Annotated in this window: 14 protein-coding genes; 11 read left to right on the top strand and 3 right to left on the bottom strand. The window is 57.2% G+C overall.

Going from position 1 to position 13820, the window contains the following annotated elements; translation table 11 throughout:
• Positions 1–17: 17 nt before the first annotated feature.
• The 3 genes from AC6I1V_RS16770 to AC6I1V_RS16760 all read right to left on the bottom strand — a co-directional run bounded on the left by AC6I1V_RS16770 (position 18) and on the right by AC6I1V_RS16760 (position 2396).
• Entirely contained in the window at positions 18–500 is a 483-nt protein-coding gene (locus AC6I1V_RS16770; protein WP_302553412.1) for a TRAP transporter small permease, read from the bottom strand.
• Between the two features lie 89 nt (positions 501–589).
• On the bottom strand, positions 590–1258 hold the full coding sequence (locus tag AC6I1V_RS16765; protein WP_337431182.1) for a cyclase family protein: 669 nt from the start codon (positions 1256–1258) through the stop codon (positions 590–592).
• Between the two features lie 97 nt (positions 1259–1355).
• Positions 1356–2396 (bottom strand): aldose epimerase family protein, encoded by a 1041-nt coding sequence (locus tag AC6I1V_RS16760; protein ID WP_486853435.1) that lies wholly within the window; start codon positions 2394–2396, stop codon positions 1356–1358.
• A 932-nt stretch (positions 2397–3328) separates the two neighbouring features.
• On the opposite strand from AC6I1V_RS16760, the gene AC6I1V_RS16755 reads away from it, so the two are divergent.
• The 11 genes from AC6I1V_RS16755 to AC6I1V_RS16705 all read left to right on the top strand — a co-directional run bounded on the left by AC6I1V_RS16755 (position 3329) and on the right by AC6I1V_RS16705 (position 13419).
• On the top strand, positions 3329–3604 hold the full coding sequence (locus tag AC6I1V_RS16755) for a UxaA family hydrolase (protein ID WP_302553416.1): 276 nt from the start codon (positions 3329–3331) through the stop codon (positions 3602–3604).
• A gap of 11 nt (positions 3605–3615) precedes the next feature.
• Entirely contained in the window at positions 3616–4773 is a 1158-nt protein-coding gene (locus tag AC6I1V_RS16750; protein ID WP_302553417.1) for a UxaA family hydrolase, read from the top strand.
• 13 nt (positions 4774–4786) lie between these two features.
• Positions 4787–5656 (top strand): NAD(P)-dependent oxidoreductase, encoded by an 870-nt coding sequence (locus AC6I1V_RS16745; protein WP_486850583.1) that lies wholly within the window; start codon positions 4787–4789, stop codon positions 5654–5656.
• Between the two features lie 44 nt (positions 5657–5700).
• The gene (locus tag AC6I1V_RS16740; RefSeq protein ID WP_302554190.1) at positions 5701–6555 is read left to right on the top strand and encodes an NAD(P)-dependent oxidoreductase; all 855 of its coding nucleotides are present in this window, start codon (positions 5701–5703) and stop codon (positions 6553–6555) included.
• 109 nt (positions 6556–6664) lie between these two features.
• Entirely contained in the window at positions 6665–7420 is a 756-nt protein-coding gene (locus AC6I1V_RS16735) for an SDR family NAD(P)-dependent oxidoreductase (RefSeq protein ID WP_486853436.1), read from the top strand.
• A gap of 95 nt (positions 7421–7515) precedes the next feature.
• The gene (locus tag AC6I1V_RS16730; RefSeq protein ID WP_483971946.1) at positions 7516–8976 is read left to right on the top strand and encodes a 4-hydroxyphenylacetate 3-hydroxylase family protein; all 1461 of its coding nucleotides are present in this window, start codon (positions 7516–7518) and stop codon (positions 8974–8976) included.
• A gap of 63 nt (positions 8977–9039) precedes the next feature.
• Positions 9040–9801: an enoyl-CoA hydratase-related protein gene (locus AC6I1V_RS16725; protein WP_337431604.1), complete on the top strand. Its 762-nt coding sequence runs from the start codon at positions 9040–9042 to the stop codon at positions 9799–9801.
• A gap of 37 nt (positions 9802–9838) precedes the next feature.
• Positions 9839–10954 (top strand): acyl-CoA dehydrogenase family protein, encoded by a 1116-nt coding sequence (locus AC6I1V_RS16720; protein ID WP_479858840.1) that lies wholly within the window; start codon positions 9839–9841, stop codon positions 10952–10954.
• Between the two features lie 49 nt (positions 10955–11003).
• Positions 11004–11846, top strand: coding sequence for a 3-hydroxybutyryl-CoA dehydrogenase (locus AC6I1V_RS16715; protein WP_337431278.1), 843 nt, complete (start codon positions 11004–11006; stop codon positions 11844–11846).
• An 88-nt stretch (positions 11847–11934) separates the two neighbouring features.
• Positions 11935–13113: an acetyl-CoA C-acetyltransferase gene (locus AC6I1V_RS16710; RefSeq protein WP_479858842.1), complete on the top strand. Its 1179-nt coding sequence runs from the start codon at positions 11935–11937 to the stop codon at positions 13111–13113.
• A gap of 6 nt (positions 13114–13119) precedes the next feature.
• On the top strand, positions 13120–13419 hold the full coding sequence (locus AC6I1V_RS16705) for a hypothetical protein (protein WP_302554198.1): 300 nt from the start codon (positions 13120–13122) through the stop codon (positions 13417–13419).
• The last annotated feature ends 401 nt before the right edge of the window (positions 13420–13820 follow it).

Genomic DNA, 13820 nt, shown 5'->3' with positions numbered 1-13820 from the left:
CCTTTTATTATTCTATGTTAGACGTTCTTCGATATCTCATCGGCACAGCGCAGGATGGCTTGGATACCCATGAGGCCGAAGCCTACAGGCATGGCCATCCAGATAATCCAGGCTGGCAGATGCATGGCGGGGGTGAGCTGTTCGCTCCAGTGGATGTTGATGACGGACTCCATGCTGGCATAGACCATGATGGCGCTGAACACGAGGCATACGATGCAGGAGAAGCACTTGATGTACGCCTTCATGCGGGGGCCGGAAAAGTTGGAAAGGATGGAAAGCTCAAGGTGTGAGTCGGTGCGCATGGCGAAACTGCATCCGAAAAGCACGCTCCAGATGATGAGGTAACGGGCCAGTTCTTCCGTCCAGTCGAGGGAGTCATGAAGCACATAGCGGCAGAATACCTGAATGGAGATGACGAGGATCAGGAGCAACATGGCGAAGACGCTGACCCAGACTTCGATGGCGTTGATTGCTTTGCGGAAAAGGGAATCTGGCTTCATGGAACCTCCTGTTGGTATGCCCTCTGTCATGAGGGCTTTTTTATTCAGTCTTCCGTATATGGGCATCCGCAGGGCCATTCGAAACCAGATCAGGCAGGTCCTTCCAGAACCGCCACGAGGCGTATCGGGGAACCCGTGAAGCCGGCGAGCTTCAAGGGCAGAGCCGTACAGTGGAATCGTTTTCCTGCCAGAAGTTCGGAATGCACGATGCCTTCGATGATATGCACGCCATGGGAAAGAAAGGCGCAGTGGATCGGGCGTCCTTCTCCCCTGCGGTCGTCCACGGTGGGTCCGTTGACGCCCACAGCCACCGGGCTGAGCCGGATGATACGTTCCGCCGCGGCAGGAGTGATGAAGGGAGAATTGAAATATTCCTGCGTGTTGGAATACCAACCCGTGCCCGTATGGATCATGATGAAGGCGTTTCTCGGGATGGAATCGTATTTCTTCAGCTCGCGTTCCACGTCGCCAGCATCGATCTTGTGGAAGCAGGATGCGGCGGTGAAGTCGAGGAAGACGCCGGGCATGGAATACAGGGCAGAGAGATCTGCTTCATCGATAGGCTTTCCGCCGGGGAAGAAATGCAGAGGCGCATCGATGTGCGTGCCCGTGTGATCGGTCATGCCGAACCACATCATCTGGTAGGGGGAATCGGGGCTGTGGCTGGCCACCGTGCGGAATTCCACAGGCGGATCACAAGGGGCAGGCGACGCCGGGGTGATGGGCTGGCTGAGATCGAGGATATGTGGGGTAGCCATAAGAGCCTCCTAGCAGGATAGTGCTGCGTTGATGACCGGCAACGGCATGAAAGGATGGAAGCTTTCCAAAGCTCCCATCCTTAATCATACTAACTGGTTACCACTTGAAGGCAAAGAACTGCTGTGCGCTGTACCTTTCCCCAGGGCGAAGAATGGGTGACGGCATAGAGGGGATGTTGATGGCGTTGGGATAGTTCTGCGGTTCGATGGCAAGGCCGGGGGCCGGGGCGAAGGGGGACTCCAGCCCGCGGGAAGTGTAGAACGAGGCCATGTTATAGGCGTTGTACACCTGCAGGGCGCGGGCCGTGGTATGCAGGGTGTAGGAGCGGCCCAGTTCCGGGATGCTCACTTCGGCCACTTCGCGCAGGGTGCCGCCTTCGCCGTCCAGAGCCATGATGGGATTGTACACCGCACCCTGAGAGAGTTCTTCCATCAGCTTGGGGGTGCGCAGGTCGAACACGGATCCTTCCACGGGGATGAAGTTGCCGGTGGGGGTGCCTGTGGCATCTTTTTCCAGATAATATGAGGCGTTGACCTTTAGGTATTCGTTCATGATGTCACGGTTCTTGAAGCCGTTGAGGTTCAGATACACGTGAGAGGACATGTCGATGATGGTGGGGGCATCGGTGGTGGCTTCCCAGTTCATGTGGAAGCGGTTGTCGTCGTCGAGGCGGTAGGTGACGGTCACGGAAGCGTTGCCGGGATAGCCTTCTTCACCATCGGGAGAGAGATACGTGAGCTTCAGCGTGGCGCCGGTGGCGTCGCTGTCGGCTTCGCCAGCCCACACGCGGCTGTCGAAGCCTACGAATCCGCCGTGCATGCTGCTGCCGGCGGGGCCGCTGGCGGACAGATTGTAGGCCTTGCCGTCGATCTGAAACTGTGCGCCGGTGATGCGGCTGGCTGTGCGGCCGAGGAGGGCGCCGAGCCAAGGATTGAAGCGAGCATGGTAGGGCTCGAAGGTGTCGTACCCCACGCTCATGTTGTCCGTTCCGCCCTTGCCGTCGGGGATGCACAGGGCCTTAATGCGGCCGCCGAATTCAAGGAGCTCGGCCACCATACCGTTGGCGTTGGCCAAGCGGAACAGGTGGATCGGTTTACCATTGAGTTCACCAAAAACGCTTCTTTCAACTCGCTGCATGACAACCTCCAGAGTTCGTATGTTCGTGACGAGGGAATGTCTGGTTCAACAGTCGGAACACCATTTGTGTTTTCTTCTTGCAAATTCTGTGTCAACGGGCACAGGCCCGAAGTATGGCCGCAAGAAGGCAGGGCTTTTGAAGTGGTTCTGTTATGCGCTTGGGAAGGGCGCTGGGCGGAGAAATGGTTTGTAATTTTAAAATGAAATATTCAAAATTGAAAATATCAAAAACGATAGAGGCAAAAAGCTGTTTGCCGGCTGTAGGTTTTAAGGTTGCACAATATGTTTTTTTGTACCTAAAATGGATTTTTTGTATTGAGAATCAATATGATTTTAGAACACGATAACAAGTAACATGTTCATATCGATGTTGAGTCACCAACTCATAGTTTAAAAAGATGCAATGAACCATAAAGAATAAATATTTTGCAATAAAATAATATTGATACGTTTTTATGTGATTTCAATTATGGAATATTTTTATTGATCCCACCCTTCGGTAAAGGGTGATTTTGTAGTATTCCTATGAAATTCCATGAGATGGAATCTCAACTGATTATTATGACAGATCCTGGATCAAAAAACAATGGAACTATCTGATATTATATATACAGAAACTTTTTTGAAAAAGAAAAGATTAAATAGTAAATTTTGAGGTGCCGTGAGAAGTCTTTTGGAATGCAGTTTCTTTTATTATTTCAAAATGAAATAGTTCAAAATGAAATCATCTTAAACTGAAATGAAAAGTACCGCACGCAGGATTTTGGGCGGGGCAATCAGTGAGACTCGCGGCTTTTCCAGAGGATTGGTGAGGCCAGATTGAAGGCTTTTCGGCAGAAATGGGATTTTGGCAAACCTTTTGCACAAGGTGTCGGAAAAGAGAAATCAAAAAACCGATCCGCCCTCTATACACTCAACGAAAAGGTTGCCTAATGGAACACGTTATTATGATGGATGCTAAAGATAACATCGCCATTGTCATGGCCCCTTCTTTGGCTGTGGGAAGCGAATTTACTGTAGGAGGCAAGGCGGTCTGCGCCAAAGATGAGCTCCCCTTTGCTCATAAGGTCGCCATCAAGGCTATCCCCAAGGGAAGTCAGATCGTTAAATATGGAGAGCCGGTGGGTATAGCGACCGCCGATATCGCCCCCGGTGAACATGTTCATGTGCATAACGTCATCAGTGGTCGCCACACTGTAAAAGGATAAGGAACGCTGTTATGTTGCCAGAAATCATGGGTTACAGGCGTCCCGATGGTCGTTTCGGCATCCGCAACCATATCGCCGTCATCGCTACGATGGACAACGCCAATCCTACGGTGCGGCGCATATGCTCTCTGGTGAAGGGTTGCGTGCCGTTCTGCCCCGGGTTCGGCCGTGGTGAAATGAACGAAGACCTTGCCCTGCACAATCTCCTCTCCATCAATACCGCTCTGCATCCCAACGTGTACGGCGTCATCGTCGTGGCTTTGGAAGATCAGACCGCCGAATACATCACCGGCGAGATCGCGAAGGGCGGCAAGCCCGTGGTGGGTTTCTCCATCGAAGATCAGGGCGGCACCGTGGAAGTGGCGTACCGCGCCGCCCAGGCTGCCATTCAGATGCTTCACGATGCAGGCCGCCTGCGCCCTGAACCCATGCCTTGGAGCGAGTTCGTCCTCGGCGTGGAATGCGGCGGTTCCGATGGTTCTTCCGGCATCGTTTCCAATCCCGTGACCGGCCGTCTGGCTGACCGTGTCATCGACGCCGGCGGTACCGTCATCATGTCGGAAACGCTGGAACTATTGGGCGGCGAAGAGATCCTTGGCCGCCGTGCCGTCACTCCTGAAGTGGCCGCCAAGGTGAAGCGCATCATCCAGCGCACCCTCGACTATGCCGCTGAGCATAATCTCGACATCATGGGTGCCAATCCCGCTCCCGACAACATTGCCGGCGGCCTGACCACCATTGAGGAAAAGGCCCTCGGCTCCATCAAGAAGGGAGGCACCAAGCCCCTGGTCGAAGTCCTCGAAGAGGGCGAACGTCCTACCAAGAAGGGCTTCGTCATCATGGACGCTCCTGCCCCCGGCGTGGAGAACCTCACCGCCATCGTGTCTGGCGGTTGCCACGCCGTCATCTTCTCTACCGGCAAGGGCAACTGCATCGGCCACCCCGTGGCCCCGGTCATCAAGATTTCCGGCAATCCCATGACCGTGAAGTCTATGCGCGACAATATCGACGTCGACGTGTCCGGCGTCATCAATCAGGGGCTCACCCTCGATCAGGCCACCGATATCGTGCAGGACAAGCTGGCGGACGTATGCTGGGGTGCCATGACCAGCTCCGACATGCTGGGTGAGATCGAAACGGCTGCCAGCCGTCTTTTGAGAACTTTGTAAGCCAGAGGATGCCATGAAGGTTTGTTTTCTGGGGCTTGGAAGCATGGGGAGCGGCGTGTGCCGCAACCTGCTGAACAAGGGATATGCCCTGCAGGTATGGAACCGTAGCCCTGAAAAGGCGGCCAAGGTTGCTGGCTGGGGTGCGGAAGCCTTTGCCACGCCTCAGGAAGCGGCCCTCGGTGCCCGTGTGGTGCTCAGCTGCCTGTCTTCCGTGGCTGCGCTCAAGGCCGTGGCGGGAGGCGAAAACGGTGTGTTCTCCTGTATGGGGAAGGGGATGGCCTTCTACGATATGGGCACGTGGGACATCGAGTCCGTCCTTGCTCTGGAGGCGGAAGCCGAGAGGCACGGCGTCCGTTACGTGTACATGCCTATGGGCAAAGGGCCCGAAGCGGCCGAGGCAGGGGAGTCTCCCTTGTTCTTCGGCGGCTCCAGAGATGTGTATGAGCGGGATAAGGCGTTCCTCTCCGAGATAGGGGAGGTGTTCTACCTCGGCGACGTGAAGGCGGCCTGCGCCTTCAAGCTCATCACCAACCTCATCGGGCTTTCCAACAACGTCATCCTTACCGAAGGCGTGTTCCTCGCGAAGAGGATGGGCCTCTCCGAAGAGGTCTTCCTCAATGGGGCAAAGTCCACTGGTGCGTGGTCCTACCAGATGCAGAACTCGGGGCATAAGGTGTTCAATGAAGCCTTCCTGCCCATGCGCGGTACACTCAACAACGCCTGGAAAGATATGAAGTTCGGCGTGGAGATGGCGGAAGAGGCGGGAGTTTCCTGCCCCGCCTTCACCATGCTCAGGGATCGCTACAAGGCCGCATCGGAAGCCGGCTACGGAGAGGAAGACTACATCTCTGTGTATCGTCTTCTTGTGGATGCAGAAAAGTGACGACGCGACTTCTGCGGAACCATGTAATTGATTAGGAGTTTGTCATGAAAGTTGGTTTTATCGGTCTTGGCAAGATGGGGGCAGGCATCTGCTCTAACATTGTTAAGAACGGCATCGACGTGGTGGTGTATGACATTAATCCCGCCAACGTCCAAAAGTTCGTGGACATGGGTGCCTCTCCCGCCGCCTCTGTAAAGGAATTGGCCGCCCAAGTTGAAGTGAGCATCACCTGCGTGCCCATGCCTAAAGACGCCAAGGGTGTTTTGCTCGGGCCCGACGGCGTGTTTGAAAACCTTCCCGAAGGCGGCGTGCATTTCGACTTGTCCACCTTGGACATCGAAACGGTGGTGATGCTCGAAGCCGAAGCCGCCAAGCTCGGCAAGAAGTACCTCGTCATCCCCATGGGCAAGGGGCCCGCCTTTGCCGCAGACGGCACCTGCCCCCTGTTCGGCGGCGGCGACAAGGCCACCTACGACAAGTATGAAGAATGCCTGCTCAAGAAGATGGGCAAGCCCGCCTACATCGGCGATGTGAAGGCTGGCTGTGCTCTGAAGCTCATTCAGAACCTCATGGGCATGAGCATCAACGCCGTCTGTTCCGAAAGCATCAAGCTTGCCAAGCTTACCAACATCCCCAAGGAACAGTTCATCGAACAGATCTCCAACTCCGGCGCCTTCTCCTTCCAGTTCAAGAACACCGCTTCCGGCACCTTCGACGAAGACTTCGAGCATCCGGTGTTTACTGTGAATCTTGCCTTCAAGGACGTGCGCCTCGGCATTGAGATGTGCGAATCCCTCGGACAGCGTGTGCCCATGATGTCCCGCGCCCGCGAAGTGTTTGCAGCCACCGCTGAAAAGTACGGTGAAGAAAACTTCACCGCGACCTTCAAGATGCTGTAAGCAATCCCCCTTCCTCCATCCCCGGAAGCCGCTGCCGCCCGGAGCGGCTTCCGGGCCCCCTCCTCAATGTTGCAGCATACTCACTTTTAACCTTTCTGAGGAGTCAGACATGTCCAAGAAAATCATCTTCATCACTGGTGTTACCTCCGGTGTTGGCCGCGAAACCGCCCGCCGCTTCATCAAGGAAGGCTGGAAGGTCATTGGTACCGGTCGCCGTCAGCCCCGCCTCGACGAACTCGCCGCTGAACTGGGCGGAGACTTCCTCCCCCTCTGTTTCGATGTCGCCAAGCGTGATGTTGTGGTGGAAATGTTCGCTAATCTTCCCGAAGGGTTCAAGAATATCGACGTTCTGCTGAACAACGCCGGCAGTTCCATCGGCCAGAATCCCGCTCAGGAGGGTAGCATGGACGACTGGGACGAAATGATCGCCACCAATATCAACGGGCTGCTGTACTGCACCCGCTCCGTTCTGCCCGGCATGATCGAACGCGGTACCGGTCACATCGTCAATATCGGCTCCGTCGCTGGCAACCGCGCCTTCAAGTGCGGCAACGTGTACGGTGCCACTAAGGCTTTCGTGAACCACTTCAGCAGGATGCTCCGTTGCGACCTTCTGGGTACTCCCGTCCGCGTGACCAACATCAAGCCCGGCCATCTGCACACTGAATTTCTGGCCGTGCGTTTTAAGGGTGACCTGAAGACTTCGGAAGCCGCTTACGAAAACTTGGATCCCTTGACCCCTGAAAACATTGCCGAAGCCGTGTGGTGGTCTGTAAACCTGCCCGCCCACATGGACGTGTGCGATATGGAACTTATGCCCATGTGCCAGTCCGACGGAGGCTGGAGCTTCTGCCATAAGAGCTGACTGAGCGTACGCGGGCTCCTTTCGCGGGAGCCCGTTTTTACAGACCTGCCGCCGCTGTTCCGAAAGCGGTCGCAAAGACCATCAGGATATGCGTTATGATGACCGCCGAGGAGTACATCCAGTCCCTCCGTGATCTGCGCCCCCGCAGAGTTTATGCATTTGGCGAGAAGATCGAGGATTGTGTTGGGCACCCTTTGATCCGCCCTTCCATCAACTGTTGCGCCATGACCTACAAGCTGGCCGAGATGCCTGAGTACCGCGAGTTGATGGTGACTGCCTCCAGCTTCACCGGCAAACCCGTGAATCGGTTCTGCCATCTGCACCAGTCTACGGCTGATCTGGTGAATAAGGTGAAAATGCAGCGGCTTTGCGGGAGCATGACCGGTGCCTGTTTCCAGCGCTGCGTGGGCATGGATGCCCTCAACGCCGTGTTCAGCACTACCTATGAGATCGATGCCCGCTACGGTACCGGATATCATCGGCGTTTCGTGGAGTTCATCAAAGAATGGCAGGAAAAGGACTGGACCGTGGACGGTGCCATGACCGATCCCAAGGGCAACCGGGGCCTCGCCCCCCACGCCCAGACGGATCCCGATCTGTTCCTGCGCGTGGTGGAACGCCGTGAGGACGGCATTGTGGTGCGCGGTGCCAAGATGCACCAGACCGGTGCCCTCAACTCCCATCAGATTCTCGTTATGCCCACGCAGACCATGCGCGCGGAAGACCGGGACTATGCCGTGGCCTTCTCTGTCCCCGCCGATGACCCCAGCATCCTTTACATCTATGGCCGTCAGGCCAGTGACACCCGCAAGCTGGAAGCCAGCAAGGTGGACGTGGGCAACGCGAATTACGGCGGTCAGGAAGTCATCATTATTTTTGAAGATACCTTCGTTCCCTACAAGAACGTGTACATGCTGGGCGAGATCGACTTTACCGGCATGTTGGTGGAGCGCTTCGCCGGTTATCACCGCCAGTCCTACGGCGGCTGCAAGGTCGGAAACGGCGACGTACTCATCGGCGCTTCCCAAACGGCAGCTGAATGCAACGGCTGTGCCAAGGCGTCCCATATTAAGGATAAGATCATCGAGATGATCCACCTGAACGAGACGCTGTTCTCCTGCGGCATCGCCTGTTCCTGCGAAGGCGCCCCTACGCGGGCCGGAAACTATCAGATCGACATGCTCCTTGCCAACGTGTGCAAGCAGAACGTCACCCGTCTGCCTTACGAGATCGCCCGCCTCGCGCAGGACATCGCCGGAGGGCTCATGGTGACCATGCCTTCCGATGCCGATTTCACGTCCGAAGAAGTGGGCGAATGGTGCCGCAAGCTCATGGTGGGCGACGCCCAATATTCCGTGGAAGACCGCCAGCGTATTCTTCGTCTCATTGAGGCCATGACCATCGGTTCCGTGGCGGTGGGCTACCTCACTGAATCCATGCACGGAGCAGGTTCGCCGCAGGCCCAACGTATCATGATCGGCCGTCAGGCCAATATGGAAGCGAAGAAGGCACTTGCACGCCGCCTGTGTGGTATCGATCCCGACGGCCTGTTCTGATTTGAGATACCTGCCGTGGCTTTTGGGGCCTTGGCGTTACTGCCTGAAGAGAGGGAAGGGGTTATGTACGAGAACATCCTTTTTGAGAAAAAGGACGGTGTGGCTTACCTCACGCTGAACCGCCCTGATCGGCTGAACGCACTGAACAGTGCCGTGCTGAAGGAGCTTGACGATGCCCTTGCCATGATCGACGGGGATGCTGAGATCCGCGTCCTCGTCGTCAAGGGGGCCGGAGAGAGGGCCCTTGCCGCCGGAGCGGACATCGCAGAGATGCAGTTCATGGAAGCGGAATCCGGTATGGCCTTCGGTGCGTTTGGACAGAAGGTATTCGCTAAGATAGAGGCCCTGCGCCAGCCCGTCATCGCCATGATTTCGGGCTTTGCCCTTGGAGGCGGCTGTGAACTGGCCCTTGCCTGCGATATCCGCATTGCATCCGAAAAGGCCCGCTTCGGCCAGCCTGAAGTCGGCCTCGGCATCACGGCCGGGTTCGGCGGCACCCAGCGTTTGCCCCGTTTGGTGGGTAGGGGGGCGGCTTCCCTGTTGCTCTTTTCGGGTAGCATGATCGATGCCCCAGAGGCCCTGCGCATCGGCCTTGTCGACAAGATCGTCCCCCACGATGCCCTTGCCGCGGAAGTTTCCGCGCTGGCGGAAGGCATCGCCCGTCAGGCTCGCTGTGCCGTCCAGCAGACTAAACGCTGCATACGGCATGGCCTTGAATCTGGCCTCGAATCCGGCCTTTCGTACGAAGCGCAGGCGTTCGGCCTCTGTTTCTCGACAAAGGATCAGAAGGATAGGATGGACGCCTTCGTCAATCGCCGCCGCTGATCGGGTTCCGCTACGCAACTCTTGGAGGATGAACAGAATGGAAGCAGCGTTCTGGCAACGCCTTGATGAGATCATTACGAAGACCGTGAGGCCTATGGCCGCGCGCTGTGATGAAGAGAGCCTTTTCTGCGGGGAGTCTGTCCAAGCCTTGGCCGATGCCGGATTCATGGGGCTTCCTTATCCTCCTGAGTTGGGAGGGCGCGGTTCCAGTTATGAATCGTATGTCCGCTGTGTGGAACGCCTTTCCAAGGCCTGCCCTTCCGTTGGCGTCACCTATGCGACGCATGTGGGACTTGCCTGCCATCCGCTCCATGCTTTCGGCTCGCCCATGCAGAAGGAAAGCTTCCTTCGTCCCATGCTCCGCGGCGACAAGCTGGGGGCCTTTGCGCTCACGGAGCCCGAAGCAGGGTCGGATGTGGGGGGCATCGCAACCACGGCGGAGCTGGACGGCGGCTTCTACATCATCAACGGCCACAAGATATTCATCACCAATGCCGGCAGGGCCGATATCTACATCCTCTTTGCCCGTACCGGCGGGCAGGGTACGGAAGGTCTGAGTGCCTTCGCTGTGTGCAGTAACGATGCCGGGCTGCTCATATCCGCCCCTCAGCGCAAGATGGGCATCCGTGGTGCTCAGACTTGTGAACTCTTTTTCCGTAACCTTTGTATCCCTGCCGATCGCCTCATTGGCAGGCCCGGTGATGGTTTCCGCATCGCTGCGGAAACGCTGGACGGCGGGCGGCTGGGCATCGCCGCACAGGCGGTGGGCATAGCGGATGCCGCGTTTGACGAGGTGTGTGCGCGGCTCAAGGAACGCCGCCAGTTCGGCCGCACCCTGGAGCACTTCCAAGGGCTGCGCTGGAAGGCTGCGGACATGTGGGCGAAGGTGGAAGCCGCCCGTCAGCTCACCCTGTATGCGGCCCGTCTGTGTGACGGGGGGAAAATGTTTCGCGCGGAAGCTTCGGCGGCCAAGCTCGTGGCATCGGAGGCGGCCGTATGGTGCGCTTCGGAAGCCGTGCAGATATGCGGCGGCAGCGGTTATCTGCATGGATCTGTTGCGGAGCGTTTGTACCGTGATGCCAAGATTACCCAAATCTATGAGGGAACGAGCGAAGTCCAGCGTATGATCATCGCATCCGGCATCCTTGGGTGATGGAAACGGGATAGTTCAAGAGCGGCGTTACGCCGAAAAGGAGATGGTTATGAAGACCCTTTTTGTGATAGGTGCAGGGACTATGGGCGGCGGTATCGCTCAGGTAGCCGCCCTGCACGGCTTCACCGTGTATCTCTATGATATAAAGCAGGAATTCGTTGACAAAGGTCTGAAGGGGATCGCCGAAGCGTGGGACAATCTTGTGGAGCGGGGCAAGATGGCCGCCGGAGACCGTGATACGGCCCTCCCACGCATCATCGGCACGTTGGACATGCAGGATGCCGCCAATGTCGACGTAGTCATCGAGGCTGCCGTGGAGAATCTGGACGTCAAGCGTTCCATTTTTTCGAAGCTGAGCGGTATCGTTTCCCCTGACTGTATCCTTGCGACCAATACGTCCAGCCTGAGCATCACTGCCGTGGCTTCCGCTGTGAGCTGCCCCGACAAGGTGGTGGGCCTGCATTTCTTCAATCCCGTGCCCCGCATGGCCCTTATCGAGATCATCCGCGGTGCCGCCACTTCAGACGAGACCTACGAAGCCGCTAAGGCGCTTTCCGAAAGGCTGGGCAAAACGGCGGTCACCGTGAATGAATACCCCGGTTTCGTGGTTAACCGCATCCTTATCCCCATGCTCAACGAAGCTGTCTTCATGTTGCAGGAAGGCGTAGCCTCCGCTGAAGACATCGATACCGCCATGAAGCTCGGAGCCAATCATCCCATGGGCCCGCTGGCTCTGGCCGACCTCATCGGCCTCGACGTGTGCCTTGCCATCATGGAGTTGCTCCGCGACGAGCTGGGTGAGAGCAAGTATCGTCCCGCCCCCTTGCTCCGTAAGCTGGTTCGTGCAGGCAGGCTGGGCCGCAAGAGCGGTGAAGGGTTCTTCCGCTACTAAGCCGTCGGGAGCATATCGCTCGCAAAGAGCGCAGCATCATCGGGCGAAAGCCCTTGGAGAGCCGGCACTGTGCCGGACAGGAGTCATTATGTGTGAAGTGGTCATCGTAAGCGCAGCCCGTACAGCACTTGGAAGCTTCGGCGGTTCGCTTGCCTCTGTCCCTGCCGTTGAACTGGGGGCCGTGGTCATCCGCGCAGCCCTTTCCCGGGGTGGCGTGGATGCCGGCATGGTGGAAGAAGTCATCATGGGCAATGTCCTTCAAGCGGGTTTAGGCCAGAATCCCGCACGTCAGGCTGCCGTCAAGGCCGGTATCCCTGTGGAGATCCCGGCATGGACGGTGAACAAGGTCTGCGGTTCCGGCCTCAAGGCCGTGGCGGAAGCTGCGCTGGCCATCCGTGCCGGTGAGGCCCGCTGTGTGGTGGCTGGCGGTATGGAGAACATGTCTCTGGCTTCCTATGTCATCCCCTCCGCACGCTGGGGGAGCCGCATGGGCGATGTTAAGCTTGTAGACGAAATGATCAGGGACGGCCTCTGGGACGCTTTCAATGACTATCACATGGGTATCACCGCTGAGAACGTGGCGGCCCGATACCATCTTTCCCGCGAAGAACTGGACGCCCATGCCGTGCTTTCCCAACAGAGGGCCGCAGCCGCGCTGGAAACGGGCGTATTTGATGAAGAGATCGTGCCCGTACACGTGGAGCAGAAGAAAAAGTCCTTCGATTTCGCTCGCGATGAGTTCCCTCGTCCCGACACTACCATGGAAGTGCTCGGCAAGTTGCGCCCCGCCTTCAAGAAGGACGGCGTGGTGACGGCAGGCAACGCTTCCGGCGTGAATGACGGCGCGGCGGCTCTCGTGCTCATGGATGCCGAACTGGCCGCTGAACGTGGCCTTTCCCCTCTTGCCCGTATCGTGGGTTGGGCCAGTGCCGGTGTGGAGCCCGACGTGATGGGCCTTGGCCCCATCCCCGCCACCCGCAAGGTTTTGGAAAAGGTTGGCTGGACGGTGGCCGATCTCGATCAGATCGAAGCCAACGAAGCCTTTGCCGCCCAGTTCCTCGCCGTGGGCCGCGAGCTGGGCTTCAGCCTTGATAACGTGAACGTCAACGGTGGTGCCATTGCCCTTGGGCATCCTATCGGTGCCTCCGGTGCGCGTATCCTCGTTACGCTTTTGCATACGCTGAAGCGGAAGGGGCAGAGCAGGGGGTTGGCAACGCTATGTATCGGCGGCGGGCAGGGGATAGCCATGCTGGTGGAAAGGGGCTGACGGGCCATGCCTTCCCTCCATGTGAAGTACTGCGGGGGGTGCCGCTCTGGATACGATCGTGTGGCGTGGTTCAGGGGGGTGCTGTCCGCCATGCGTGCCTTTGATGAGAGCATCGTGCTCACGGACAATGAGGCCGGGGCCGATATCCGGGTAGCTGTGTGCGGCTGTCCTGCCCAGTGCGTTTCCGTTCTGCCGGGGACGCATATGCTCCATGCCCCATATATGGATGGGGAGCGTATGGGACCCAGTGATATGGCCGTATATTTGCTGAACATGGCCTCCCCGCGGAATGGAAGGGACGAATAGCATTGCTTGTCAACTTATTACAAAGAAAATAAGAGTTAAGGAACGCAGAGGTGGTATCGGTGTCAGTGATATCCCCCAGCCTCAGCGCTATTATCTATGTTAGCACGGTTTTCGATGTACTGGCCCTATTCGCCGTGATTTTGTCCGGTGTCCTCATCGCCTCCTGCCTGCGCGGTATGGTGTACCTCAGTACATGCGAATGTACCTTCCTCACCAGCTATACCAACATAACCTTATGTGAAAGAAGTGTCCGGCGTTATGATGGGAAGCGTCACTATTTCCGCCGTGGCGTACCCCTCCCTCAGTGCTTCCATGAGCCTGAGGTGCGTCATCGGTAAGGGACATCCGGTTCCTGCATTTGTCGTACTGAGCAAGCATCTCTGCCACCCTGCGTAGAGAAA

This window comes from Bilophila sp. T19-St14, from assembly GCF_059728385.1.
This window is presented reverse-complemented; position numbering and strand designations above follow the sequence as displayed.